Annotated in this window: 27 protein-coding genes; 22 read left to right on the top strand and 5 right to left on the bottom strand. The window is 69.5% G+C overall.

What is annotated here, in order from left to right; translation table 11 throughout:
• Nucleotides 1–145: 145 nt before the first annotated feature.
• The 3 genes from D7325_RS12170 to chrA form a co-directional block, all read right to left on the bottom strand.
• Complete coding sequence (locus D7325_RS12170) at nucleotides 146–1216, bottom strand: zinc-binding metallopeptidase family protein (RefSeq protein WP_120996007.1); 1071 nt, start codon at nucleotides 1214–1216, stop codon at nucleotides 146–148.
• A gap of 128 nt (nucleotides 1217–1344) precedes the next feature.
• A complete protein-coding gene (locus tag D7325_RS12165) occupies nucleotides 1345–1569 on the bottom strand; it encodes a hypothetical protein (RefSeq protein WP_120996005.1) in 225 nt (74 codons plus the stop codon).
• A gap of 80 nt (nucleotides 1570–1649) precedes the next feature.
• Nucleotides 1650–2870, bottom strand: a complete 1221-nt coding sequence (gene chrA, locus D7325_RS12160) for a chromate efflux transporter (RefSeq protein ID WP_120996003.1) — start codon at nucleotides 2868–2870, stop codon at nucleotides 1650–1652.
• Between the two features lie 267 nt (nucleotides 2871–3137).
• On the opposite strand from chrA, the gene D7325_RS19090 reads away from it, so the two are divergent.
• The 7 genes from D7325_RS19090 (at nucleotide 3138) to D7325_RS12130 (ending at nucleotide 8900) form a co-directional block, all read left to right on the top strand.
• Complete coding sequence (locus D7325_RS19090; RefSeq protein ID WP_162988042.1) at nucleotides 3138–3299, top strand: hypothetical protein; 162 nt, start codon at nucleotides 3138–3140, stop codon at nucleotides 3297–3299.
• A 109-nt stretch (nucleotides 3300–3408) separates the two neighbouring features.
• A complete protein-coding gene (locus D7325_RS12155; protein WP_120996001.1) occupies nucleotides 3409–4299 on the top strand; it encodes a SctD/MshK family protein in 891 nt (296 codons plus the stop codon).
• Nucleotides 4300–4324: 25 nt separating this feature from the next.
• Complete coding sequence (locus tag D7325_RS12150; protein WP_120995999.1) at nucleotides 4325–4708, top strand: hypothetical protein; 384 nt, start codon at nucleotides 4325–4327, stop codon at nucleotides 4706–4708.
• Complete coding sequence (locus D7325_RS12145; protein WP_120995997.1) at nucleotides 4705–5034, top strand: type III secretion protein; 330 nt, start codon at nucleotides 4705–4707, stop codon at nucleotides 5032–5034. The genes D7325_RS12150 and D7325_RS12145 overlap by 4 nt, the downstream gene beginning before the upstream one ends.
• Nucleotides 5031–7163: a type III secretion system export apparatus subunit SctV gene (gene sctV / locus D7325_RS12140; protein ID WP_120995995.1), complete on the top strand. Its 2133-nt coding sequence runs from the start codon at nucleotides 5031–5033 to the stop codon at nucleotides 7161–7163. The genes D7325_RS12145 and sctV overlap by 4 nt, the downstream gene beginning before the upstream one ends.
• 38 nt (nucleotides 7164–7201) lie before the next feature.
• Complete coding sequence (locus D7325_RS12135) at nucleotides 7202–8512, top strand: type II and III secretion system protein family protein (protein WP_120996146.1); 1311 nt, start codon at nucleotides 7202–7204, stop codon at nucleotides 8510–8512.
• Nucleotides 8502–8900 (top strand): hypothetical protein, encoded by a 399-nt coding sequence (locus D7325_RS12130; RefSeq protein ID WP_120995993.1) that lies wholly within the window; start codon nucleotides 8502–8504, stop codon nucleotides 8898–8900. The genes D7325_RS12135 and D7325_RS12130 overlap by 11 nt, the downstream gene beginning before the upstream one ends.
• A 33-nt stretch (nucleotides 8901–8933) precedes the next feature.
• Here the strand turns inward: D7325_RS12130 and D7325_RS12125 are convergent, their stop codons facing one another.
• The gene (locus tag D7325_RS12125; RefSeq protein WP_162988041.1) at nucleotides 8934–9722 is read right to left on the bottom strand and encodes a tetratricopeptide repeat protein; all 789 of its coding nucleotides are present in this window, start codon (nucleotides 9720–9722) and stop codon (nucleotides 8934–8936) included.
• Between the two features lie 249 nt (nucleotides 9723–9971).
• Between D7325_RS12125 and D7325_RS12120 the strand changes: the two genes are divergently transcribed.
• From D7325_RS12120 to D7325_RS12050, 15 genes are all read left to right on the top strand, one after another.
• A complete protein-coding gene (locus tag D7325_RS12120) occupies nucleotides 9972–10565 on the top strand; it encodes a type III secretion protein (protein WP_120995989.1) in 594 nt (197 codons plus the stop codon).
• 46 nt (nucleotides 10566–10611) lie between these two features.
• Entirely contained in the window at nucleotides 10612–10830 is a 219-nt protein-coding gene (locus tag D7325_RS12115; RefSeq protein ID WP_120995987.1) for a hypothetical protein, read from the top strand.
• A 44-nt stretch (nucleotides 10831–10874) separates the two neighbouring features.
• Entirely contained in the window at nucleotides 10875–11261 is a 387-nt protein-coding gene (locus D7325_RS12110) for a hypothetical protein (RefSeq protein ID WP_120995985.1), read from the top strand.
• Entirely contained in the window at nucleotides 11261–12022 is a 762-nt protein-coding gene (gene sctJ, locus D7325_RS12105; RefSeq protein ID WP_120995984.1) for a type III secretion system inner membrane ring lipoprotein SctJ, read from the top strand. The genes D7325_RS12110 and sctJ overlap by 1 nt, the downstream gene beginning before the upstream one ends.
• Nucleotides 12019–12654, top strand: a complete 636-nt coding sequence (locus D7325_RS12100) for a hypothetical protein (protein ID WP_162988040.1) — start codon at nucleotides 12019–12021, stop codon at nucleotides 12652–12654. Before sctJ ends, D7325_RS12100 begins: the two co-directional genes overlap by 4 nt.
• Nucleotides 12651–13241: a type III secretion system stator protein SctL gene (gene sctL, locus D7325_RS12095; protein ID WP_120995982.1), complete on the top strand. Its 591-nt coding sequence runs from the start codon at nucleotides 12651–12653 to the stop codon at nucleotides 13239–13241. Before D7325_RS12100 ends, sctL begins: the two co-directional genes overlap by 4 nt.
• The gene (locus tag D7325_RS12090) at nucleotides 13238–14581 is read left to right on the top strand and encodes a FliI/YscN family ATPase (protein WP_120995981.1); all 1344 of its coding nucleotides are present in this window, start codon (nucleotides 13238–13240) and stop codon (nucleotides 14579–14581) included. The genes sctL and D7325_RS12090 overlap by 4 nt, the downstream gene beginning before the upstream one ends.
• Entirely contained in the window at nucleotides 14578–15060 is a 483-nt protein-coding gene (locus D7325_RS12085; protein ID WP_120995979.1) for a hypothetical protein, read from the top strand. Before D7325_RS12090 ends, D7325_RS12085 begins: the two co-directional genes overlap by 4 nt.
• A gap of 9 nt (nucleotides 15061–15069) precedes the next feature.
• A complete protein-coding gene (gene sctQ / locus D7325_RS12080; protein ID WP_120995978.1) occupies nucleotides 15070–16113 on the top strand; it encodes a type III secretion system cytoplasmic ring protein SctQ in 1044 nt (347 codons plus the stop codon).
• Nucleotides 16106–16762 carry a type III secretion system export apparatus subunit SctR gene (gene sctR, locus D7325_RS12075; protein ID WP_120995977.1) on the top strand — a complete coding sequence of 219 codons (657 nt, stop codon included), beginning with the start codon at nucleotides 16106–16108 and terminating at the stop codon, nucleotides 16760–16762. Before sctQ ends, sctR begins: the two co-directional genes overlap by 8 nt.
• 1 nt (nucleotide 16763) lies before the next feature.
• On the top strand, nucleotides 16764–17033 hold the full coding sequence (sctS, locus tag D7325_RS12070) for a type III secretion system export apparatus subunit SctS (protein ID WP_120995976.1): 270 nt from the start codon (nucleotides 16764–16766) through the stop codon (nucleotides 17031–17033).
• An 8-nt stretch (nucleotides 17034–17041) separates the two neighbouring features.
• A complete protein-coding gene (sctT, locus tag D7325_RS12065; protein WP_120995975.1) occupies nucleotides 17042–17863 on the top strand; it encodes a type III secretion system export apparatus subunit SctT in 822 nt (273 codons plus the stop codon).
• Nucleotides 17864–18243: 380 nt separating this feature from the next.
• Nucleotides 18244–19290 (top strand): EscU/YscU/HrcU family type III secretion system export apparatus switch protein, encoded by a 1047-nt coding sequence (locus D7325_RS12060; protein ID WP_120995974.1) that lies wholly within the window; start codon nucleotides 18244–18246, stop codon nucleotides 19288–19290.
• 67 nt (nucleotides 19291–19357) lie between these two features.
• Nucleotides 19358–22231, top strand: a complete 2874-nt coding sequence (locus tag D7325_RS12055) for a LysM peptidoglycan-binding domain-containing protein (RefSeq protein ID WP_120995973.1) — start codon at nucleotides 19358–19360, stop codon at nucleotides 22229–22231.
• Between the two features lie 245 nt (nucleotides 22232–22476).
• On the top strand, nucleotides 22477–22842 hold the full coding sequence (locus tag D7325_RS12050) for a histone-like nucleoid-structuring protein, MvaT/MvaU family (RefSeq protein ID WP_120995972.1): 366 nt from the start codon (nucleotides 22477–22479) through the stop codon (nucleotides 22840–22842).
• A gap of 422 nt (nucleotides 22843–23264) precedes the next feature.
• On the opposite strand, the gene D7325_RS12045 is transcribed toward D7325_RS12050, so the two are convergent.
• Entirely contained in the window at nucleotides 23265–24098 is an 834-nt protein-coding gene (locus D7325_RS12045; protein ID WP_120995971.1) for an MBL fold metallo-hydrolase, read from the bottom strand.
• Between the last annotated feature and the right edge of the window lie 44 nt (nucleotides 24099–24142).

Here is a 24142-nt window from a genome sequence, read left to right as displayed (position 1 = left end):
AGAGTGAGACCGGGAGGTCGTCGGTCGTTAGCCGATTCCTGCCATGCGCCTGCCTATTTCTACCGAGCCGCCTGGTGGGTCAGGGCGGCGAGGACGAGAACATCGCACTCGCCAATCGCCATCGGCAGCGACGCCAGGACTCACCCTAGCCACCCGGCGACCTCAGGTACTCCACCAGGGTGCGCGCGCAGGCCTCCATGCCGTGCTGCATGATCACTTCATAGCCGTGGGTGTTCTCGGTCGGGATGGCCAGACAGCCGGCGGTTGGCGAGGAGCCCGAGCCGAGCACGGCGCTGGCGTCGGAGGCGAAGCCGGGCATCAGCGCGGGCTGCGGGCAATAGCCGCAGCGCGCCGCCGCCTTGAGCAGGCCTTCCGACACATGCCGTGAGTAGAAGCCCTTTTCATCCCCCGTCAGCACGATCGGATCGACCGACAATCGGGTGTCGTATTCGGCGGCGATGGGACCGACTTCCAGCGCGATGCACAGGGTGCCGGGCAGCGTGCGCGCCGCGTATTGGGCGCCGGAGTTGGTTTCCTCCTCGTTCGTGGTGAACACGAACATGACGTCGGCGGTGAGCGATTCGCGGCAATCGCACAGCATTCGCGCCGCCGTGAGCGCCGTGACGATCGGCGCGCGGTCGTCCAGGAAGTGCGCGGCGATGCAGTCGCGGATGCGCAAGGGCTTGCGCCAGTGCCGACTCAGCACCACCCGCGTGCCGGCCCGCACGCCGAGTTCGCCAAGCTCCGCCTTGCTGTAGCGTGTGATCACATGCACGTCGTTCCACTGCACGTCGCCCTGCAGGACATCCTTTGACTGCGAGGTCTCGGTGGTGCCGTGCATGGTGCCGAAGGACAGCGCGCCGGACAGCACCTGCGACTCGCCGAGGATGTCGACCGGGCACATGCCGAAGTTGACCGGGTAGGCGCCGCCCAGCGCCACGACACGCAGGCGGCCATCATCGTCGATACGCTTGACCACCATCGCGATCTCATCCTGGTGCGCCATGATGCGTATCGCATGCTGCTCGGCCTCGGCGCGCGGCACCTGGGTCGCTTTGATCACGCCGATCAGGTTGCCGGCCGGGTCCTGCCAGACCTCGTCGCAACAACCCGACAGCTCGCGATGACAGATGGCACGCACTTCGTCTTCCTGCCCCGCGGGGCCTCGGGCCAGTAGCAGTTCCTCGAGTAGTTGCAGCTGTTGCTCGACCGTCATGGGGCCTCCTCTCGAATGACGACTCAAGGTGTGACCCGTCGAGGCCGCACAGGTGCGTCGCAAGAGAGGAGAGGGCAAACGGTCGGACCGGGCCGAATCGGTTCAGGCCGGCCCGAAGCTCGGTATTGTCACTGCTCGTCGAGCAGCGGCACGGGCGGCGCGGGGAGGTGGGCGAGGTCCAGGTGTTCGACCTCGTGGAACTCGTCTACCAACATGCCCAGCGTCACGCGATAGAGCTTTTCGCGGTGGCAGAGCAGGGTGGGGTCGCGTTTGACGAAGGACGCGCCGTCATTCAGCAGCCCGTCGATATGTGCGCGCAACGCGTGGTAGCGGCGTTTGTCTGTGTTATCCATAAGCACCTGAACATCCGTGTTCGTGAGGGCGCGGAGCTTATCAGCCTGTGCGCTGAATCACATCCATCGTGCGGATGAGTTCATGGTTGCAGGAGGACGCCGAGCAGTGCGCAGCCGAGCACCACCAGCCAGGGCGGCAGGCGCCAGGTGACGAGTGCGAAGAACGCCGCGACCGCCAGCATGAACGCCGCCGGACCGTCGATGGCCGACGTCCAGACCGGGTCGTAGAGCGCGGCGAGCAGCAGCCCGACCACGGCGGCATTGATGCCCATCAGCGCGGCCCGGGTGCGTCGGCTGCGGCGCAGGCCTTCCCAGAAGGGCAGGGCGCCGACGATGAGCAAAAAGGACGGCGCGAAGATCGCCAGCAGCGCGATCGAGCCGCCCAGCCAGCCGCTCGGCTGCCCGTTCAGCGAGGCGCCGAGGAAGGCCGAGAAGGTGAATAGCGGGCCCGGCACCGCCTGCGCCGCGCCATAGCCGGCGAGGAAGGTCGCGTTCCCGACCCAGCCGGTCGGCACCACCTCGGCCTGCAGCAGCGGCAGCACCACATGACCGCCGCCGAACACCAGCGCGCCGGCGCGGTAGAACGCGGCGATCAGCTCGATCGTCCGCCCGCTCATGACCTCCGCCAGCAGCGGCAGGCCGACCAGCAGCGCAGCGAACAGCGCGAGCCAGATCAGCCCCGTGCGACGCGAGACGGTCACCGGCAGCGCTTGGTGCGCGGCATCCGCATCCGGCCGCAGGCGCCACAGCCCGACCAGCCCGCCGAGCAGGATGACCGCGACCTGTGCCAGCGCGGTCGACCACAGCGACACCAGCGCGGCCGCGCCGATCATCAGGGCGATGCGCAACGGATCGGGGCAGAGGCTGCGGCCCATGCCCCACACGGCTTGGGCAACGACCGCCACGGCGGCGATCTTCAGCCCATCGAGCAGGCCCGCGGGCAGCGCATCGCCCCAGTGCGCCACGCCCAGCGCGAACAGGATGAGCGCGACCGCCGACGGCAGGGTGAACCCGCACCAGGCCAGCGCCAGTCCGGCGTAGCCGCCGCGCGACAGGCCGATCGCCATGCCCACCTGACTGCTCGCCGGGCCTGGGAGGAACTGGCACAGCGCGACCAGATCGGCATAGGCGCGCTCGCCCAGCCACCGGCGCCGCACGACGAACTCGTCGCGAAAATAACCCAGGTGCGCCACCGGCCCGCCGAACGAGGTGCAGCCCAGCCGCAGGAAGATCAGGAACAACGCCCCCAGTGAAGGCCCGTTGGGGTTTTCGTCGTGACCGGGTGCGGTGGTCGAAGGCATGGCTGATCTCCGAGGGATGGCCTGAGCATAAGTCAGTTCTGTGACGCCTGGATGGCACCGGCATGGCAAGCCTACCGTTCGCCGGGAAACCGTCTACAGGGCTCTATCCCGCCATTAAACCGTCACGTTCGCTCTGCAACCTGACCCTGCAACGAACGACGGCCACCGGCACGCCGGCCAGGTCACCGCTCGTTGGCGTTGTGCAGGTTGCAGCCGAGCAGTGGCGGTTTGCGCATGTCCTTTATCCCCCTCCAAGGAGACATCGATATGAGTTCTGTAGCCCCCAGCAGCACCACGTCCGCCGACGCTGCAATCGCCAAGATGGAAGCCGCTTTCGACGCCGCGATCGAAAAGTCGGCCAAGATCACCGAGATCACCACCGAGAAGAAGACTGAGCTCGACGCGACCAAGCAGCGTCCTCAGAACTGATTCGCGCTCGGGCGGCGTTTCGGCGTCGCCCGACGTTTTCACCGAATTCCTGTTTCGCGCGGCACCGCTCCGGCGTGCGGCGTGAACACCGCCACGGGGCTCGAATCCGATGAATGCTCAGCTCTTCGCGACCCTGACGCCGACGGCTTCGCGTGCGCTGGTGGTAGCCGGCGCGCATGCCGGCGCCTCCTTCGACCTCGACCGGCGCGCCTGTCGCATTGGCAGCGACCTGGCCTGCGACGTGGTACTCAGCGACGCGGCCATCGCGCCCGAGCACTTCGTGCTGAGCCCCGAGCGCGGCGGCCGGGTGCGCATCGAGGCGATCGGCGGCGCGGTGCTGGTCGATGGCACCGCACTGGCCCAGGGCACCGGCTGCCTGGCACGGTTGCCGGCGCGGCTGGCCGTCGGCGAGGTGGCGCTCGACCTGCGCCCGACCCAGCCCGTCGCGACGCCGCTGCGAGCCTGGCTCGACCGCCGCGCCGCCTGGGCCGCCGGCAGCCTGGCGGGCGTGGCCTTGTGCCTTTATCCCTTTCTCGCCATGAGCGGCGCCTCGTCGCGACCGGCGCCGATGCCCGAGGCGATGCCGGCGGCGGCCGCGACCCTCCCGGCGCCTACCGAACCGCTCGATGCGCTGCGGGCGCGGCTCGCCGATGCCGGGCTCGAGTCGCTGCGACTCGACGCCGACGGCAGTTACGTGCAGATCACCGGCACGCTGGACGCCGAGGCCATGACCCGCTGGCGCGACGTCCAGCGCTGGTTCGACCGGAGCCACGGCGACACTCACCTGCTGCACGCGGCCGTCACCGAGCGAGAGCGCCCGCCAGCGCCGCGCGTACGGGTGCAGGCGATCTGGAGTGGGCCCAACCCCTATGTCATCGGCGAGCATGGCGAGCGGCTCTATCCCGGCGCGGCAATGGCCGACGGCTGGGTACTGTCGGCGATCGAGGCGGACCGGCTCCTGCTGCGCCGCGATGGCGCCGAGTACGCGCTGACGTTATGAACGCACGTCCGCTGAGTACCCTCCGTTGAGAATCGACCCGCACCGCCTCGGCCGTTCGGCCGGCGCCGAGGTCTCCTCGGCGAGCTCCGCAGACGCCGTTCGACGTTTTGCGCCGGTGGTCAACGGCACGGCCGGCGACAGCTTCGAACGGCTGCTGCGCGCCCGTCGCGATCGACCTTCCCGTGCGCAGCTCAGTGCGCTGGAACGCGCCACGCTGCCCTTGATCGACGATCCGGGCCTGCTCGGAGAGCACCGCTCGCTGGACATCCTCCAGCACCTGCTCGACGCCGTGTTGCCGGCACTGGATGCCGACCCGGAAACCCTCGTCATGCTCGAGCGCATGCTGCTCGAAGAGTGCGACCAACAGCAGGCGCTGCTCGAATTGCTGGCGCAGGAGCAGGCCTCGTGAGCGTGCTCGACCACGAAGCGGCGCTCTGGCTGCAGGTGCGTGGCGACCTCTATGCCCGCGCCGGCCAGCCCCATCGCGGGCTCGCCATGTTGCTGCTCGCCGCGCGGCTGGCACCGGCCCATGCGCCGATCCTGCGGACCCTGGTCGGTGGCTTTCTGGCCGTCGGCGACGGGCGCCGGGCGCTGCTCGCGGTCGATCAGCTCGCCGGGCTGGAAGGCGAGCGTGCCGACCATCAACTGCTGCGCAGCCGGGCCTTCTGGCTGCTCGGCGAGCATGACCAGGCCCGCGACTGCTTCCACCGCTACCTCGCCTGGAGGACCGAATGACCCTGGCTCCGCTCAATCGCCTGGCGCAGCTCGCCGCCGGGCGCAGCGACGTGGTGATCGCCGCCTTCATGCTGCTGGCCGTCACCATGATGGTCATTCCGCTGCCGACCTGGCTGGTGGACCTGCTCATCGGCGTCAACATCGCCTTCAGCCTGCTGGTGCTGGTGGTGGCGTTCTACCTGTCGCGTTCGGTCGACTTCTCGGCCCTGCCGCCGGTGATCCTGCTGAGCACGCTGTTTCGCCTGGCGCTGTCGATCACCACCACGCGGCTGATCCTGCTCGAAGGGGATGCCGGCGAGATCGTCCAGGCGTTCGGCGAGTTCGTCATCGCCGGCGAGGTGGTGATCGGCCTGGTGGTCTTCCTGATCATCACCGTGGCGCAGTTTCTGGTGATCACCAAGGGCTCGGAGCGCGTCGCCGAAGTCGCGGCCCGTTTCACGCTCGATGCGATGCCGGGCAAGCAGATGAGCATCGACAACGACCTGCGCAACGGCGACATCGACCAGCAGGAAGCCCGTCTGCGCCGCTCGCGGCTCGAGCGGGAAAGCCAGCTGTACGGCGCGATGGACGGCGCGATGAAGTTCGTCAAGGGCGATGCCATCGCCGGGCTGGTCATCCTCTGCGTCAACCTGTTCGGCGGCTGGGCCATCGGCATGCTCGACCGCGGCATGCCCTTCGGCGAGGCGCTGCATACCTATTCGCTGCTGACCGTGGGCGACGGCCTGATTGCGCAGATACCGGCGCTGCTGATCGCCGTGGCGGCCGGCACGGTCGTGACGCGGGTGGCATCCGACGACGAGCGCGACCTGGGCAGCGAAATCGTCGGGCAGATGGGCGCCAACCCCAAGGCGCTCGGGCTGACGTCGGCGATCCTGCTGGCGGTCGCCTTCGTGCCGAGTTTTCCGGCGCCGGTGTTCCTCGTGCTGTCGGTGCTGCTTGGCGGCTGCGCCTATCGGCAGGTGCGGCGCGAACGGCCGGAGCCGGTGCTGGCCGATTCGACACCCGCGGCGGGGTTGGCCAGCGACACCGCGCCGGTCGCGCTCGAACCGGGCGGGCCCACGCCGCTGGAACTCGGCGACACCGCCTGCCGCGTCACCCTGTGGCTGGGGCCGACGGTCGAGCAGGGCATGCCGCTCGCGACCGTGCGGGCGCAGGCCGAGCAGGCCCGCGAGCGGGTGATGGAGGAGTTGGGCATCGAACTGCCGCGGGTCGGCGTCCGGTGCGATCCGCGTGCGGGCGAGGGGCGGGTCGGTGTCGATGTCGACGGCGTGCCGGTCGCCGAGACGAGCGTGGTGCCCGGCGGCCTGCAGATCCTCGACGACGAGATCACCCTGGCCCTGGCCGACGTCGAACCGCTGCGCCTGCCGCCCCTGGCGGGTCGCCGCGAAGCGCTGTGGGCGGATGCCGCGGCGCGTGGCGCGATGACCGAGGCGGGCGTCGCCTTCCGCAGCCTCGACGAGGCGCTCGGCGACTACCTCGCGCAGACCTTGCGGCGCTATGCCGCCGAGTTCGTCGGCATCCAGGAGACCCGGCAGCTGCTGGCGCGGATGGAGGCCGACTATCCCGAACTGGTGAAGGAGGCCCAGCGCGCCGTGTCGCTGCAGCGCACTTCCGAAGTGCTGCGCCGACTGCTGGACGAAGGCATCAGCCTGCGCAACCTGCGGGTGCTGCTCGAAGCGCTGGTCGAATGGGGCGGGCGCGACCTGGAAATCCATGTGCTCAGCGAGCATGTGCGCGCCGCGCTGGCGCGCCACATCTGCCACCGATACGCCGATGGCAATCGGGTGATCGCCGCCTACACGCTGACCCGTCCGCTGGAAGAAGCCATCAGACAGATCCTGCGCCGGAGCGACCGTCAGGTGCTGCCCGAAAGCCTGTCGCGCGGTGTCTTGTCCCAGCTGCAAGGCCACCTGGACGGGCTCTCCGGCAGCCTCGAACCGGTGGTGATGACCTCGCCGGACATCCGCCGCTACCTGCGGCAGCTGCTGGTGCGGCACGGCCTCGACGTGGCGGTGCTCAGCTACCAGGACCTGACCCGCGAATTTTCCGTCCAGCCGCTGGCGCCGGTGGAGCTGCCGCGCGGCTACAAGCCGCTGCCGGAGCGTACCGCCACGGCCGCGGCATCCTGATTCACCCTTTGCAAGGAGCGCTCATGCACGACCCTTCGATGGATAACGGCAGCCGTGTGATTCGCCACGGCCTGTGGCTGGTCACCTGTTTCTGCCTGCTGGCCGGCCTGCTGCCGCTCGCCGCGCAGGCACGGCCGGTCACGCTCGATCCCGGCAGCGACCAGCGCATCGGGCTGGCGCCGGGGGAAGGGCGGGTGCTGCGCTTTCCGGGCCGTGTGGAATCCTTGTTCGTCGCTGATCCTGCGATCGCGGACGTGCGGGTCGTCTCCGACGGAGTCGCCTACGTCTATGCCAAGTCGCTAGGCGCGACGGACCTGATCGCGCTCGGCGCCGAACAGCAGGACCGCGGGCGCGTTCGCCTCGAGGTGCGGCCCGAGGCCGGCACGGTCAGGGTCGATCTGGCTGGCCGGCGTGCCCTGGCCAGCGGCAGCACCGACTCGGTGGCGTCGGCGCTCGCCGTCCAGGGCACGCTCGACAGCCAGGCTGCCGAGGGCCAGCCCGCCTTGAACCTCGCGACCTACGAAGGCGCGCCGCAGGTGAACATCCGCGTGCGCTTCGCCGAAGTCTCGCGGCAGCAGCTGCTCAGCTACGGCGTGAACTGGAACGCGCTGGTCAATGCCGGCAACTTCACCTTCGGTCTCGTCACCGGTGGACCGCTGGCGGGCGCCGCGGCCGAAGGCGCGACCAACCTCATCGGCGGCGGCTTCAGCTCCGGCAGCGGCAGCGTCGACGTGCTGCTCGATGCGTTGCAGAGCAACGGCCTGCTGGAAATCCTCGCCGAGCCGAACATCACCGCCATGACCGGCCAGACCGCGAGCTTCCTCGCGGGCGGCGAGATCCCCGTGCCGGTGCCGGTCGGCAACGAGCTGGTCGGCATCGAGTACAAGCCCTACGGCGTGTCGCTGACGTTCACCCCCACGCTTCTGCCCGGCGATCGCATCGGCCTGCGCGTGCGGCCCGAGGTCAGCAGCCTGTCGGGCAGCAGCACGGTGGAAATCGCCGGCCTGACGGTGCCGACCTTCCGCATCCGCCGCGCCGATACGCAGGTGGAAGTCGGTAGCGGCCAGACCTTCGCCATCGCCGGGCTGTTCCAGCGCGACAACACGCAGGACATGGATCGCCTGCCGCTGCTCGGCGACCTGCCGGTGCTCGGCGCGCTGTTCCGCTCCAAGCGGTTCCAGCAGAGCGAGACGGAGCTGGTGATCCTCATCACGCCTTACCTGGTCGAGCCGAGCGGCGAGCGCGAGCTGGCCACGCCGCTCGATCCGGCCAGCGCCAATCCTGCCTGGCAACTGGCCGGCGGCCAGGGCCTCACCCGTCGTACGGAGTTCGGATTCCATGTCGATTGATACGCACCGGGCGCTGCTGCCGATCGTCGCCTGGCTGGGGCTGGCCGCGCTCGTGTCGGGATGCGCCACCGAGCTGGATTCGCCGCGCTACTCGGCGGATTTCAGCAGCGACCTGCGCGACCAGGCGCGACCCTTTCCCGATGCCTGCCTGGCGCTCGCGGTGGAGGACGCCGAACCCGAGCGCCTACCGCCCGGCTGTGCCAACGCGCTGAACCTGCAGCGAATGGTCGAGCACCCGGCCGACTTGCGTCACGGCCGGCAGACCGGCGCTGCCTTCGCCGCGCCGGTGGCGCAGGCCGCCGAGCGCTACCTGCGTGGCGATGCCGAGGCCGGGCAGGAACGCCAGCGCCGGCTGGAAGCGCAGACCGGCACGGCCGGCGTGCCCTGACCCCGAGCGCGCCGCTGGCTGATCGCAGGCGGCTCAGCGGGCGCCGGTCAGCAGCCCGATGGCCCGCGCGCGCGCGGCCGGATCGTCGAGCTGGCGAATCGAACGGGCTTCGGCGAGCAGGGCCAGACGATCCTGCTCGGGCAGCCCGGCCAATGCCTGCGCCGCGCCGGCTTCGTCGCCGATCAGGGTCAGGACCAGCATCTGCTGGCGCAGATGGTGCGGCTCGGCCAGCGGCGAGCGCGCGACCGCGGCGATCGCTCGCTGTGCCTCGTCGGCCTGGTCGTTCAACGCCAGTGCCAGCGCCAGGTTGCTGCGAATGTCGAGATCGCCCGGCGCCTGGTCGATCGCCGTGCCATAGGCCGCCTGGGCGTCGCCGAAGCGACCGGCCAGCACCTGCGCCGTGCCGAGCCGGTTGTAGGCCTGCGCGGTACCCAGTGCCGGCGCGGCCTGCTCAAGCGTCCGGACGGCGCGGTCGAAGCGGCCGAGCTGCAACTCTGCGGTCCCCAGCCCGAGCAGCGCCTGCGGGTCTTCGTCGTCCTGCCGCAACAGGTCGCGAAACGCCTCGGCGGCACCCGCCGCATCGCCGGCCGCGAGCCGGGTTTCGCCCAGCGCGCGCAGCAGGTCCGGGCTGTCGTCGCCCTGCTGCACGGCGCGTTCGTACAGCGCGGCCGCGGAGGCCGGGTCGCCGCCGCGGCGTACCTGCTCGGCCAGCGCCATGAGCCGGTCATGGTCGCCGAGGGGCGCGGTCGACTGGCTGGCGCAGGCGGTCAGGGTCAGGCAGAGGAGGGTGGCGGACAGGCGCAGCGGGGCGAACTCGGGCACGGACATCTCCTGCATCGGGTGCAGCGCACGATTGGGCCAGAGCCGCATGACAGCGCCGTGACATCCGCCTGGCGACGACACGCCGCGCTGCAACCTGAACGTCATCTGCCTTGGCGATACTCGGGCCATTGCCAGGAACCGTCACGGCGGTTCCCGCGTTCGGTCGCTGGAATGCGGTCGTGCAGTCGCGCCATACAGGACAGTGTGAATGCCGGGCCCAGGTCCGGCCGCTAGCCGCATGGAACGAACATGAACCTGCTTCGCCCGGACCTCTGCGCCCTATGCCGATGCGCGTGCCTCGCGCTGGCGATCGGCCTGCCGCTGCCTGCGCTCGCCAGCCCGGACTGGTTTGCCGAGCCCTACCGCTACCGCGTGCTCGATCAGGACGTGCGCGGCGTGCTCGGCGAGTTCGGCCGCAACCTCGGCGTGCCCGTCATCCTTTCCGATCAGGTGCGTGGCCGCGTGCGTGGCGACATCCAGGCCGCCGATGCGCGCGCCTTTCTCGATCGCGTGGCCGCCGCCGCCGGCCTGTCCTGGTACCTCGACGGCGACGCCGTGGTGGTCGACGCCGCCAGGGACGTCGCCACCCGCAGCTTCGATGTCCGCCGCTACGACGCTCAAGCCCTCGATCGGCTGCTCGACTCGCTCGGCCCGGGCGCGGGCATCGCCGCCCGGCTGGACGCACGCCAGGCCCTGCTCGCCGTCTCCGGCCCGCCCGGCTACATCGGCCACGTGCAACGCCGCCTCGACAGCCTGCGCCCGCGCGGCGGCGCTGCACCCAGCCTCGGCGTGCGCGTGTTTCGCGGCGGCGCCGACACCGAGGTGGCCAGCGACCGCAGCTGACACCGACGCCCGTGCCATCCGGCACATCCACGCAGGAGACCTTTGCATGTCCATCAATCCCGTAGACACCAGCGTCGTCACCGGCGGCTCCAGCGCCGCCGCCAATGAGCGGACCTTCGACGAGGCCATCGAGAACGCGCAGAACGAGCTGTCGGAGGCCGACTTCAACGAGATGCTGATCGTCGGCGCCATCCAGATCGGCGGGCAGATGATCCTCATGCCGCGCGCCACCGAGATCCTCAACGAAGCCATGTCGGACGAGTGACCGTCCGCACCCACCTGGACTGACCGCAGCGCACGAGGGGCACCATGACGCCGACGATTTCCACCGCCACCCTGCCGTCCGGCCCGGAGCTGGCGTCGCAGAACCTGTTCGAGCACCTGGCCGGTCAGGCCCAAGTCGCGGGGCAGGGAGCCAGCCCCGCGCAACTGGGCGAAGGGCTGGTGAACGGCCTCGACGGCTTTCTCGAGCGCACCCGCCAGTTCGCGATCCGCGCCGAGCAGCTGGATGCCTCCGCCGCACCGGGAGCGGACGCGGCCGGCCAGGCGGCGCCGACGCGCATGGCCGACGCGCAACTGGAAAAGGTCGCCGAATCGCTCAGCCGCATGTTCGATCACGCCATCGAGACGCAGATGGTGGTGCGCGGCGCCACGCAGATTTCCGGCGCAGCCAACACGCTGTTGCGAGGCCAGTGATGCGCATCAAGCCGACCGTCCTGTTGCTGCTCGCGCTGCTGATCCAGGGCTGCGATACCGACCTCTACACCAACCTCCAGCAGCGCGAGGCCAACCGCATGGTGGCGACGCTGCTCGAACGCGGCATCGCCGCCGACCGCGTCGTGCAGAAGGACGGGCTGCTGACCGTAACGGTGGACAAGCGCCGCTTCGCCGAGGCCGTCGCGCTGCTCGAGGACGCCGGGTTGCCGGAGCAGGACTTCGCCAATCTGGGCGAGGTGTTCCAGAGCAACGGGCTGGTGTCTTCGCCCGTGCAGGAGCGGGCGCAGATGATCTATGCGCTCAGCCAGGAGCTGTCGCACACCGTCTCGCAGGTCGATGGCGTGCTCTCGGCGCGGGTGCACGTGGTCCTGCCGGACAACGACCTTCTCAAGCGCGACTCGGTGCCGTCCTCGGCCTCGGTGTTCATTCGCCACGAGCCGGACCTGGACATCAATCGCCTGATCCCGCAGGTGAAGACCCTGGTCGCCAACGGCATTTCCGGCCTGACCTACGAAGGCGTCTCGGTGATCCCGGTGGCGGCGCCCGCGGTAGTCGCCCCGACGGCGGAACCGCTGGTGAGCTTTCTCGGCATCACGCTGCAAGCGGCCAGCCTCGATCAGGCGCGCCTGCTGTTCGGCGGGCTGCTGCTGGCGGTGCTGGCGCTCGCTGGCGGCTGCATTTGGCTGATGCGTCGCCCGGCCGGCGGTGCGCGCGTTTACACCCTGGCGCCTCGCGCATGAGTGCGGCGATGGACGGGGACAGCTGGCCGCCTTCGGCCGGCGAGCGGCTGGCATTGCTCGACGTGCAGACCCTGATTCGGCGGCAACTCGGCGGCGACGCCGCGGACATTCACATCGCGCAGACGGACGCGCTGCTGGCCGAGCCGCGCTTTCACGATCGGCTGCTCCGGTTGCTGGCCGGAGACGCGGGCGACTTGCCCGCGGTGGACGCGCCGGGCGATCGCCTGCTGCTGCGTGCCACCGACGCCCAGCTCGCCGGTCTGCGGCGCGCCTGCGGCGTGGTGTGCCAGGCGCAGGCCTTCGCGCGGGCGATCCAGGCGCCGCAGGTGCAGGCCTTGAACGAGCGGTTCGGCAGGCCGCTGTGTGCCCTTGCGCTGAGGCACCGGGCGCTGGCGTGGTCGAGCACCGAGCAGGACGACCCCGACCTGCTCGAGGTGCTCGTCGAGACCGACGGCGCCGCCTGCCTGGCGGCCTGGTTCGCCACGCTGCCCGCGTCGTTGCAGCACTGGATGCGCCTGCGTGGGCTGGAGGCCGGCGGCGCTGTCGATGATGACTACCGGGACCGCCGCGTTGCGCTCGTGCGCGCCGTCGCGGTCGACTGGCTGGCGGCGCCGGCCGGGGAGGCGGCATGAACGCGCTGCCGACCCGCCCGGCCGGCCGCCTCCTGCGCGCTGCCGAAGCCCGCGCCTGGCAGGACGGGTTCGGCTTCATCGAGGCCGCCCGTGAGCAGGCCGCGCAGGTGCGCGAACGCGCGATGACCGAGGCCGACACGGCGCGGCGCCAGGGCTACGCCGAAGGCCGTGCGCAGGGCGCCGACGCCGCGGCCGAGCTGCTTGCGCGCACGCAGGCGGATGTCGACCGCTACCTGGCCGGCCTCGAAGATCAACTGGCGCAACTGGCGCTCGGCATCGTTCGACAGGTCATCGATGGCCTGGACGATGCCGAGCGCATCGCCGCGCTGGCCGCCCGTGCGCTGGCCGATTTCCGTGACGAACAGGCGCTGAGCCTGCGGGTGGCGCCCGAGCGGGTGGCCGCCGTGCAACGCCGGCTCGCCGAGCGCCTGGGCGATGCGGCACCCGATGTGATCGGCGATGCACACCTGCACGGCGCGCAGGCGACGCTGGTCGGCGCGATGACCGAGGTCGAGCTGGACGCCGAGGCCCAGCTCGAGGCCATCGCCCGCGCACTGATGACCGATCGCACGCAGGTGCCGGCATGAGCGAGCCATCCGTGCGGCCGTCGCTCGACCATCTGGTGCAGCGCCTGAATGCGCGCGTCGAGCAGGCCGAGCCGCGACCGATGCGTGGCCGCGTGCTGCGCGTTCGCGGGGTGATGGTGCATGCCAGCCTGCCGATGGCGCGAATCGGCGAGCTTTGCTACCTGCGCGATCCGGTCACGCAGCGGCAGGTGGCGGCTGAGGTGGTGGGCTTCGCCGAGGACGAGGCGATCCTCACGCCCATCGGCGAGCTGGACGGCCTCTCGACGCGGGCCCAGGTGATTCCGACCGGCACGGTGCTGGAGATTCCGGTGGGCGACGCCTTGCTCGGCAAGGCCATCAGCCCGCTGGGCGAATGGCTGGACGGCCCGCCGGGCGCCAGCCTGCCGCCCATGCCGCGCTGCCCGGTGCACGCCGAACCGCCGGCGGCCTTCAGCCGGCAACTCATCGACCAGCCGCTGATGCTGGGCATTCGCGCCATCGACGGGTTGCTGACCCTGGCGCGCGGGCAGCGCATGGGGTTGTTCGGTGAGGCCGGCGTGGGCAAGTCATCGCTGCTGGCCGCGATGATCCGCGGCACCGAGGCGGACGTGGTGGTGCTCGGCCTGATCGGCGAGCGCGGCCGCGAGGTGCGCGAACTGCTGGAGCGGCACCTGGACGCCGAGGCCCGCGCCCGCACGGTGGCGGTGGTCGCCACCTCCGACCGGCCGGCGATGGAGCGGGTCAAGGCCGCCTACGCCGCCACCGCGCTGGCCGAGCATTTTCGCGATCAGGGCCGGCACGTGCTGTTGCTGATGGACAGCGTCACGCGCTTTGCCCGTGCGCAGCGCGAGATCGGCCTTGCCGCCGGCGAGCCGCCGACCCGGCGCGGTTACCCGCCGTCGCTGTTCGCCGCGCTGCCGCGGCTGCTGGAGCGCGCCGGCCCGGCCGCCAGCGGCTCGATCACCGGGTTGTACACGGTGCTGACCGAAGGCGAGGGCACCCAGGACCCGGTCGCCGAGGAAGTCATGTCGATCCTCGACGGCCACATCCTGCTCAGCCGGACGCTGGCCCAGCGCAACCACTTCCCGGCGATCGATGTGCTCAGGAGCCGCAGCCGTTTGATGGATGCCGTGGTGCGACCGGCGCACCGGCAGGTCGCGGCGCGCGTTCGCGACTCGCTGGCCCGCTACGAGCAGGTCGAGCTGCTGGTGCAGGTCGGCGAATACAGCGCCGGCAGCGATCCCGAGACGGATGCCGCGATTGCCCGCCACACGGCCATCGACGCCTTCCTGCGGCAGGATCTGGCCGCGCCGTCCGGTTTCACCGACACCCAGCGCGCCCTGACGGAGCTGATGCGATGAGCGATACCACCCTCGACCGCCTGCTCGCCCTGCGCCAGTTGCGCGAACGCCGGGCGGCCGCCGCCGTGGCCGGCCAGGCGCAGGCGGCGCGCGAGGCCGCCGAACGGCTGCGACAGGCCGAAGCGGCTTACCGGGGCTTTCGCGCCGAACTCGAAGCCGAGGAATCGGCCACGCTCCATTACCTCGCCACGCGGCTGGACATGGCCACCCTGCAGAAGGAATACGCCCGCCGGCTGACCGCCGAGGCCGACGCCGAGATGTACCGGGCCGCCATCGAGCAGGCGCAGGGCGAGCAGGCCGATGCCGATGCGCAGCGCGCGGCGCTGGCCCGCACGCACCTGCGCCAGCGCAAGCGCCGCGAAGCCATCGAGCGCCACCGGCTGCACCTCAATCACCGCGCCCGGCAAGAGGCCGAACGCCGCGACGAGGACGACGCCGAACGGCCGGCGCAGGACGACTGGACCCGAGACCGCCATTAAGGAACCCGTGTGACCCTGCCCGAGCGAGCGCCCGACTGCCTGCCCTTCCTCCCGACCCTGCCTGCCCTCAATGCGGCCGCCCCGGCGCTGCTGCGCCGGCTGTGCCGTCGCCGCGAAGCCGTTGCACTCGACCTGCCGGACGGGCCGCTGCCGGTTCGGCTGGCCGCGCCGCTCGCGCGCGCGAGCGGTGCCATCGCGCTGCCGTTGACGATCGGCGAGGCCAACGCCTGCCTGCACCTGAGCCCCGAGACGCTGGCGCAATGGGCGGGCGAGGGCTGGGCCGCGCTGCCGGCGGCCTGGCGTGGCTTGCTGGTCGAGCACGCGTTGCTGGCGCCGATCCAGCGGTTCGAGGCGCACGGCGGGCGGCCGGTCCGCTTCGTTGCGCAGGCGCCGCAACGGCCGTTGCCCGTCTGCATCGGGTTGTGCATCGGCGCCGGGCAGGCCTGGCTCGAGCTGGACGAAACCGCGGCCGGCCTGCTGGCCGATGCACTGGACGCGCTACCGGCCGCGCCTCGATCGCTGGACAGCCTGCCGTTGCCGGCGGTGATCGAAGCCGGCTGGCAATGGCTCGATCTCGCCGAGCTGCGCAGCCTTCGACCGGGCGATGTGGTGATGCTCGAGCGTCCCGTCGGCGGCCACCGGCTGAGGCTCGCCGACCGGTTCCAGACTGCTTGCGAACGCGCCGGCCCTGCCGCGATTCGCCTCTGCGCCGGCCTCTCGCCTGACACCGACCCGCCCTTGGCCGATTCCCTTTTCTCGCCGTTCATGGAGCCGCAACCGATGGATGCCCCACACGACACCCCACGCACCGCCAGCCTGACCGACGAGGCGCTCGACCGGCTGCCGCTGCAACTGGTCTGCGAAATCGGGCGGCTCGACCTGCCGCTCGGCGAGGTGCGCACGCTGGGCGAGGGCAGCGTGCTGGCGCTCGATCGGCCGCTCGACGAGCCGGTGCGGCTTTGCGTCAACGGGCGCTGCATTGGCCGCGGCGAGCTGGTCCGGCTGGGCGATGGCCTGGGCGTGCGCCTGACGAGCCTCGCCGCCGATGAATGAGTTCGAGCCGAACCTGTTCGGCATCATCCTGCTGGTCGCCACCATCGGCCTGCTGCCGCTGGCGGTGGTGACGCTCACCGGCTTCCTGAAGATCTCGGTGGTGCTGTTCCTCATCCGTAACGCCTTGGGCGTGCAGCAGACGCCGCCGAACCTGGTGCTCTACGGCATCGCCCTGATCCTCGCGGTCTACGTCACCACGCCGCTGGCCGGCGAGCTGTTCCGCCAGCTGGAGAACCGCCCGCTGGCGCTCGACAGCGTCGAAGAGGTCAAGGCCACCGCGGGCGCGTTGCGCGAGCCCTTGCAGGCGCACCTGTCGCGCTACGCCGAGCCGAGCGAGCGGGCCTTCTTCATGGATGCGACGCGCGACATCTGGTCGGAGGAGGCGCGCGCCGACCTGCGCGACGACGACCTGATGGTGCTGATCCCGGCCTTCGTCAGCTCGGAGCTGACACGGGCGTTCGAGATCGGCTTCCTGCTGTACATCCCGTTTTTGGTGATCGACCTGATCGTCTCCAACGTGCTGATGGCGATGGGCATGATGATGGTGTCGCCGACGCTGATCTCGATTCCGCTGAAGATCTTCCTGTTCGTCGCGGTGGACGGCTGGTCGCGGCTGATGCACGGCCTGATCCTGAGCTACGGGGGCTGACGTGGGCGAGGCTGCGTTCGTTGCGCTGATGAAGGACGCCGCGCTGCTGGTGCTGCTGCTCTCGGCCCCGGCGCTGGGGGTGGCGATCCTGGTCGGGTTCGGCGTCGGCCTGTTGCAGGCGCTGACGCAGATCCAGGACCAGACCCTGCCGCAGGCGGTCAAGCTGGTGGCGGTGCTGCTGGTGCTGATCGTCACCGGGCCGCTGCTCGGCGGGGAGATCGTCGACCTGGCCGGGCAGATGCTCGACCGCTTTCCCGCCTGGACGCGCTAGGGCTCGCGGTGAACACCGAACTGGCGACGGCCTTCTTCGATCTGGCGTACCCGCTGCTCGGCGCCTTCGGGCTGGCGGTGGCGCGGGCGCTGGGGTTGATCATGGTCACGCCGGCGTTCAACCGGCTCGGGCTGACGGGCTTCCTGCGCTCGGCGGTGGCCGTGGTAGTGGCGATGCCGGTCGCGCCGCCGGCGTTCGTCGCGCTGTCGGGGCTGGAGGCGCCGTCGGCCTTGATGCTCTCGGGGCTGATCCTCAAGGAAGTGGTGATCGGCGTAGCGATCGGGCTCTTGTTCGGTATCCCGTTCTGGGCCGCCGAAGTGGCCGGCGAGCTGATCGACCTGCAACGCGGCTCGACCATGGCCCAGTTGCTCGACCCGCTCGGCACCGGCGAGGCGAGCGTGACCTCGACCTTCCTGGCTGTCGCCTTGATCGCGTTGTTCTTCGCCACCGGCGGCTTCACCGCCATGCTCGACGGCTTCTACGCCAGCTACGCCCTGTGGCCGGCCGATGCCTTCGTGCCGGTGCTGGTGGAGGCCACCGCCTTGCAGATCCTGCATGTGCTCGATCGGCTCATGGCCATCGGCGTGCTGATGATCGCGCCCTTGGTGATCGCCCTGCTGGTCGCCGACCTGCTGCTGGCCTACCTGTCGCGCATGGCGCCGCAGCTGCATGTGTTCGACCTGTCGCTGCCGGTGAAGAACCTGCTGTTCGCCTTCCTGCTCACGCTCTACACCGCCTTTCTGGTGCCCTTCATGCTCGACGAGCTGGGCCGGTTGCACGCCGTTTTCGAGGGCTTCCTCGACGCCAGCCGGGCGCTGTTGCCGCTCTGAACGAGGCCGTGGCCGTGACGGTCATGTCGGTGCAATACCCATGTCATGCCGCTGCGGCAGAGTCGTCCGAAAAGCGGCCGGATGGCCGTCTTGCGTGAGCTTGAGTCGGCTTCGGGATGAAGTCGTGCGGTCCGGCCTCATCATCCCGAAGGAGACACCCATGAGCGTCCAGCCGCTGGGCACGCGCGTGGCCGACGACACGGCCGGCAGCCTCGCCGGTAGCCTCGCCAGCAACCTCTATAGCCAGCAGAACGACCGGTCGACGGCCGGGCCCTGAGTCCGCCCTTACGTCAGTGTCGCGCCCGGAAGGCACGACCCCCGTACCGACGCGGCGACCAGGCAGGGCCGTGCGCGTCGCGTGACCGGAACCTTCAGCGGCCGTGAGCGACAAGAGCGAGGAAAAATCCCAGCCAGCCTCCGACAAGAAGCTGCGCGATGCGCGGCAGAAGGGGCAGCTGTCCAAGAGCCAGGACCTGGTCACCGGCATGGCGATGCTTGTCTGCACGCTGTGCGTGGTGGCGCTGGCCGAGCGCATCGAGGGGCGTGCGCGGCAGTTCCTGATCACCGTCGGGCGTATCTACGTCGAGCCGTTCGAGACCGTCTGGCCGCGCGTGCAGGCCGAGGCCATCGGCCTGCTGGTGGCCGCGACGCTGCCGCTGCTGGTCGCCACGGTCGCGACGGTCATCCTCACCAACGTGGCCGCCATGCGCGGCATGGTGTTCACCACCGAGCCGATCAAGCCGGACGTGCAGCACATCAATCCGGTCGCCGGCTTCAAGCGGCTGTTCTCGATGCGCAGCATCACCGAATTCCTCAAGACGCTGTTCAAGTTGCTCGCGGTGTCGGTGGCGCTGGTGATCGTCTACCGGCTGGGCTTGCAGGCGCTGATGGAGTCGTCCCGCTGCGGCGGCGCCTGCGTCTATTCCTCCTTCGTCTCGCTGTTGACGCCGCTGGTGATCACCGCGCTGATCGCCTTTCTGGTGGTCGGCGCGGCGGACCTGCTGATCCAGCGCTGGCTGTTCGGCCGCGAGATGCGCATGACCAAGAGCGAGCAGAAGCGCGAGCACAAGGACATGGAAGGCGATCCGCAGATCAAGCGCGAACGCAGGCGGCTGCGGCAGGACTTCCAGACGCCCGGCGCACGGCTGGGGCTGGAGCAGGCGACGCTGCTGGTCGGCCAGGCCGGCGGCTGGCTCGTCGGCCTGCGCTACGTGCGTGGCCAGACGCCGGTGCCGGTGGTGGTGTTTCGCGCCGCGCCCGAGCAGTCGCACGCCGCGCTGGCCCGCGCGGCGCAGCTCGGCCTGCCGCAGGCGACCGATCAGGCGCTGGCCGAGGCGATCGGCAAGCGCACGCCGGCCGGCGCGCCGGTACCCGACCGTTATTTCCAGCGCGTGGCGGACCTTCTGGTCGCTGCGCGATTGATATGAGCGTGCGCCGCGTGCACGCCCGTCCATCCGGCCCGTATGGGCATCACCGAAGACTTGGGAGGAACACATGGCCCTGCTGATCGACGACTCCGGCGCCCGGCGCCTGCTGCGAAACCTTCAGACCCAGGCCCAGGAAGAGCGCGAGCGCTTTCGCCAGGCCGTGCAGGAGGCCGTGGGCGACCGCGCCAGGGCCTCGGACGATCCGCGCCTGGACCGGCAGCAACCGCAAGAGCGGCTGGTGGTCGTCGAGCGCGGCGACACCTTGAACGACATCGCCGCGGACCACGAGGTGACCTTGCCCGAGGTTGCGCAGCTCAACCCGCAGGTGGACAACCTCGACCACATCGAGACCGGCGAGGTGCTGTTCCTGCCGCCGCCGTCGCCGACCGAGCTGGCGCAGCGGCCGGACGGTGAAGCGCTGTTCCTCGACGACCTCTACACGCGCGGCAACGCCATCGAATACGCCGATGCCGGCACGACCGACCATCAGGCCGAGATCGACACGCTGGTGGCGGATGTCGGCGAGTACCTCGGTGCGCTGCCCGAAGGCGAGCGCAAGGCGGCCGCGCAGCGCCTGTTCGACGAGGACTGGACCGACGCCGGCCCGGCGCAGATGGCCATCGAGCAGGGCGCCGACGCCCAGGGCATCGTGCTGGAACCGTCCTCGCATGCCGGCAGCGCGATCGAGACGCAAGCCCGCGAGCGGGTGGCCGCTGCGCAGGCGAAGACCGATCCGTTGGATCGCCTCGCGACCTTGAACGACGGCTTCGAGACCGCCTCACCCGAGGTGCGGCAGGCCATGCTGCGCTCGCCGGGTGCGCGCGAGATCGTCCAGGGCGCCGCCGACCAGGCGCTCAGCGCGCTGACCGAAGCGCACGAGGATGCGGTCGATCCGCATGTCTACAAGAGCTACGAGCTGTTCCGCCGGCTCGACGAGATGAGCGCCGACCTCGATCCGCAACTGACCAGCGAGCTCGCCGAGGCGGTGCTGCCCGGGCTGGAAGAGGCGTTCGCCGAGTCGATCCACAGCGACTTCGGCGCCCTGCGCACGCAGATGCAGGGCACCCACCACCTGCTCCAGTTCACCGGGCGCCTCGATCCGCAGGCGGACGCGACCACGCTCGACCGCTTCAGCGCGATGGGCTTCTACCACATGCATGCCTTCGCCCCGTATCTCGGCGAGGGCGGCAGCCTGAATTACCCGCTGTCGCTGGTCGGTCATTACGAAGGCGAGATGCCGACGATGGTGACCGAAGGCGGCATCCTGGCGGGGCTCGAGCAGAACCAGGCCCGCGTGCGCGCCGACATCGGGGCCTACGGCAATCACCTGGCCGAGCTGAACTGGCTGGAGCAGAACGGCGGCTCGGTGATGACCGATGCGCAGCTCGCCGAAGCGGTGGATGGCTACATCGAGGGCCAGGTGGAGAGCGCCAAGCCCGGCGAGGAAGATTGGCAGACCAAGGCCGACAACCTTCGCGCCCAGGTGGCCGAGGACGGTCGTCAATTGCTCGATAACCTCGCCTCGATCGAGGCGCGCTACCCCGGCCTGTTCGAAGGCGAGGGCGACCTGGAAACACGCCTGCAGACCATCGAGAACGAATCCGAGCGGGATTTCGCGCGCCAACTGATCCAGTCGTTCGATACGCCTGAAACGACGATCGCGATGGGCGTGGCGCTCGATGCCGACCCTTCTTTGCTCACCGACCCGAGCAGCATGCGGCTGGTCGGCCAGTACGGAAAGCTGACCGACCGCGGTCGCAAGTTCGTCGAGGAAACCGCGACGCAGATCATCCGGCGCACCGTGGTGCCGGAGCTGGCGCAGCTGGACCCGTCGAATCCCAACAGCGTCCAGCGCGTGCACAACGCTCTGGATCGCTTCGATACCCAGGCGACCGGGCGCCTGCTGGGCATCTCCGACGGCGATCTCGACAAGGCGCTGAAGATCGTCAAGGACGCGCTGGCGCAACCGGGGGAAACACCGGCCCAGGCGCAGGCACGCCTGCAGCGGATGGATGCCGAATTCGAAAGGCTCACCACCACCCGCGACGGCATACGCGCCTTCAACCGCGAGACGGCACCGGGTCAGGTGCTGCGGCTGCTCGGCGTCATCGGCAGCACCGCCACGACGCTCAGCTCGCACGCCAACTACCAGAACGATCCCAACCTGTGGACGGGCCTGAAGGTGACGCTCGATGCCGCCGGCGTGGCGCAGAAGACCACCGAGGTGCTGATGGGCGCCGGCATGATCGAGCGGGGCGGCACGCTGGACAACCTGGTGGGGGGCAGCAACCGCATGCCGGTGAAGATCCTCGGCGTGCTGACGTCGGCGTTCGACTTCTACAACGCCAAGATGGCTGCCGATAACAACGATCCGGCGGGCGCGGCGATCTATACCGCGACCGGCGTTGGCGGTGTGATGGCGGCGGTGGGCACCGGCAGCCTCTGGGGGCCGATCGGGGCGGGCATCGTGCTGGTCGGCACGGGGATCCACATGAAGTATGACCAGGTCAAGAAGGCCAACGAGTACCAGACCGACATCACGATCGGCTTCCTCCGGCATGCCGGTTTCAGCGAGACCGCCGCCCAGGCGCTGTCGGACCAGAGCGGCGAAGGCTACAGCGTGCTGCCGCTGCTGGAGCGCTATGCCAACAGCCGCGGGCTCGACCTCGATGACGCGGCGGACCAGCAGGCGTTCGTCGACTGGATCAATGCCATGCCGGCCGATCGTCTCGGCGTGCTGCGCGACAACCTGCATCGCTCGCTCGATGAAGTCGACAACGACCTCGCACAGATTCCGGACGCCAGCGAGGACGATGAGTTCTTCGCGTTCAACAACACCGACCGCCCGCACTTCACCTACAGCGGCTACGCCACACCGCTGTCGATGAACCAGCTCGATGTGACGCTGGACATTCTCGGGTTGCAGCCGCTGGTGAGTTGATCCGACTGCTATCGCCTGATGAAGCCCCATGCGTGGGGCTTCTTTATATTCACGGCGTCATCGACTCAGGCCCGCCGGCATACGCTGAAGCACAGCGTCACTGTTTCGACAGCCGGAGAATTAGTCCGGCCCGGTTTTAATCGGCCCGACGTTACTTGGTTAACTTAGTTGTGCGGTTCATATAAAGGCTGCTTGCCTTAATTGTGGCGGAAGCGTAAATATGCACCTCCCCAACGGAGGTAGAAATGTCGAGACTCGCTGAATTTCGCGCACTGGAACAGAAACTGGCAGCCCAACTGGCCGAACTCGAAACGCTAAAGAACGACAAAACGCTGCAACGCGAAATCGAATTCGAACAGAAACTCAAGGAACTGATGGGGCAATACGACAAGGCGCCTCGCGATGTTCTCTCGATCCTGGTTCCCGATCGTTCCCAAACCAAGCCCGCCGACGCCCAGCCCGAGCGCGCACGCCGCAAGGCCCGTGCGGTCAAGCGCTACAAGCACCCCAAGACCGGTGAAGTGGTGGAAACCAAAGGCGGCAACCACAAGGTCCTCAAGGCCTGGAAAGCCGAATTCGGCGCTAATGAAGTCGAAAGCTGGCTGAGCTGATTTCCCTGTTTTACCCGGGCCGTCCCGCGCTCCGACCGCTGCGAACTAGCAGAAGGACGGAGGGCCGGACGGCCTCTTCATGTGGACTTTCCTGCTGTTCTTTTCGCGACATCGTTGCGCATCTTTAGCAAGTTCTCCGTTTGCACTTACGAAGCCGCAGCACGGCGACGCCATCTCCGTGCAGGCGATACCCGCCTGGCCGCCTGTCCCTTGCAAGGATTCACCCAGTCGATCGTTTCACTAGTCGCTTGGAACTTCACGCGCCGTTCCCGGCTTCGTGCAACTTAGGCCCTTAGTTTGCGCAAGGCATGGGCCGTCCGGTTGGTCGCCAGGCGTCGACTAACCGGTTGTTCTGACCGGCGCCATTCAGACGAACCCCTCCAGGCAACCCGAATTCTCAGCATGATCGCGCGCAGTCGCTTTCATACGGCCTGCGCGCGGGGCGCTGTCGGCGCGTCGTGTCGCCGACTGACCGGCGCCGTGCCGAACGTCAGCGTCTCGCCGTCGGCGGGCACGAGCAGGCGATCATCGACGCCGGCCTTTCGCGCCGCCGCGCGCAGGGCGTCGCGGGTGACGGGGCAGTGGCTGATCGCTTCGAGGTGATTGGCGATGACCCACCCCGATGAGAGACCGGCGAATGCGATGACCTCCTCGATACCCATGATGATGTCGCCACCCAGGTCGAACCGCGCGCCGCCGGCGGGCACCACGCTGATGTCCGGCTGGTGTTCGCGCACGAAATCGCGCACGGCAGGCGTCAGCACGGTGTCGCCGGCCATGTAGAGGCTCGGCGCGTCTGGCCACTCGATCAGATAGCCGACGCCATGCTCCATGAACCGGCCCACCAGCCCCCGGCCATGGACGCAGGGAACCGTGCGCAGGGTGCCGCCGAGAAACGGGCTCGGCTGCGCATGGCGCGCCGGCAAGGGCTGGACGTTCAACCCGCGCTCGGCAAGGTAGGGCGCATCGCGCGGGGTGCAGATCACCGGAATCTGCCGCTCCCGCAGCCACCGCTTGCCAGCCCGGTCGAGGTGATCGAAATGGCCCTTCTGGCAGTGCGTGATGAGGCAATGGGTGACCGATTCGAGCGCGGTAGCGGCCGACGCGGGCAGCTCGACGATGGGGTTGCGCTGCCGCGCGCCGAAGATGCGAAGGGGCGGCAGGGTGCCCCTGGCCGCCAGCATCGGATCGACGAGGAGGCGATGCCGGCCGTGTTCGACAAGGAGCGTGGCGTTGCGCAGTTGCTGGATGTTCATGATGAGCCCTCGGGACGATGCGCTCATGGTGCCGCTCCGGTGCC

It is taken from the genome of Stutzerimonas urumqiensis (assembly GCF_003640395.1).
In the GTDB taxonomy this organism is placed as follows: domain Bacteria; phylum Pseudomonadota; class Gammaproteobacteria; order Pseudomonadales; family Pseudomonadaceae; genus Stutzerimonas; species Stutzerimonas urumqiensis.
This window is presented reverse-complemented; position numbering and strand designations above follow the sequence as displayed.

Excerpts from the sequence above, each read along its gene's own strand:
- D7325_RS12135 (WP_120996146.1), top strand. The coding sequence starts at position 7,202 with ATGGATAACGGCAGCCGTGTGATTCGCCACGGCCTGTGGCTGGTCACC.
- D7325_RS12100 (WP_162988040.1), top strand. The coding sequence starts at position 12,019 with ATGAGTGCGGCGATGGACGGGGACAGCTGGCCGCCTTCGGCCGGCGAG.
- D7325_RS12110 (WP_120995985.1), top strand. The coding sequence starts at position 10,875 with ATGACGCCGACGATTTCCACCGCCACCCTGCCGTCCGGCCCGGAGCTG.
- D7325_RS12090 (WP_120995981.1), top strand. The coding sequence starts at position 13,238 with ATGAGCGAGCCATCCGTGCGGCCGTCGCTCGACCATCTGGTGCAGCGC.
- sctV (WP_120995995.1), top strand. The coding sequence starts at position 5,031 with ATGACCCTGGCTCCGCTCAATCGCCTGGCGCAGCTCGCCGCCGGGCGC.
- D7325_RS12120 (WP_120995989.1), top strand. The coding sequence starts at position 9,972 with ATGAACCTGCTTCGCCCGGACCTCTGCGCCCTATGCCGATGCGCGTGC.
- D7325_RS12170 (WP_120996007.1), bottom strand. The coding sequence starts at position 1,216 with ATGACGGTCGAGCAACAGCTGCAACTACTCGAGGAACTGCTACTGGCC.
- chrA (WP_120996003.1), bottom strand. The coding sequence starts at position 2,870 with ATGCCTTCGACCACCGCACCCGGTCACGACGAAAACCCCAACGGGCCT.
- D7325_RS12085 (WP_120995979.1), top strand. The coding sequence starts at position 14,578 with ATGAGCGATACCACCCTCGACCGCCTGCTCGCCCTGCGCCAGTTGCGC.
- sctR (WP_120995977.1), top strand. The coding sequence starts at position 16,106 with ATGAATGAGTTCGAGCCGAACCTGTTCGGCATCATCCTGCTGGTCGCC.
- D7325_RS19090 (WP_162988042.1), top strand. The coding sequence starts at position 3,138 with ATGAGTTCTGTAGCCCCCAGCAGCACCACGTCCGCCGACGCTGCAATC.
- D7325_RS12130 (WP_120995993.1), top strand. The coding sequence starts at position 8,502 with ATGTCGATTGATACGCACCGGGCGCTGCTGCCGATCGTCGCCTGGCTG.
- D7325_RS12055 (WP_120995973.1), top strand. The coding sequence starts at position 19,358 with ATGGCCCTGCTGATCGACGACTCCGGCGCCCGGCGCCTGCTGCGAAAC.
- D7325_RS12115 (WP_120995987.1), top strand. The coding sequence starts at position 10,612 with ATGTCCATCAATCCCGTAGACACCAGCGTCGTCACCGGCGGCTCCAGC.
- D7325_RS12045 (WP_120995971.1), bottom strand. The coding sequence starts at position 24,098 with ATGAACATCCAGCAACTGCGCAACGCCACGCTCCTTGTCGAACACGGC.
- D7325_RS12165 (WP_120996005.1), bottom strand. The coding sequence starts at position 1,569 with ATGGATAACACAGACAAACGCCGCTACCACGCGTTGCGCGCACATATC.
- sctL (WP_120995982.1), top strand. The coding sequence starts at position 12,651 with ATGAACGCGCTGCCGACCCGCCCGGCCGGCCGCCTCCTGCGCGCTGCC.
- D7325_RS12050 (WP_120995972.1), top strand. The coding sequence starts at position 22,477 with ATGTCGAGACTCGCTGAATTTCGCGCACTGGAACAGAAACTGGCAGCC.
- sctJ (WP_120995984.1), top strand. The coding sequence starts at position 11,261 with ATGCGCATCAAGCCGACCGTCCTGTTGCTGCTCGCGCTGCTGATCCAG.
- D7325_RS12155 (WP_120996001.1), top strand. The coding sequence starts at position 3,409 with ATGAATGCTCAGCTCTTCGCGACCCTGACGCCGACGGCTTCGCGTGCG.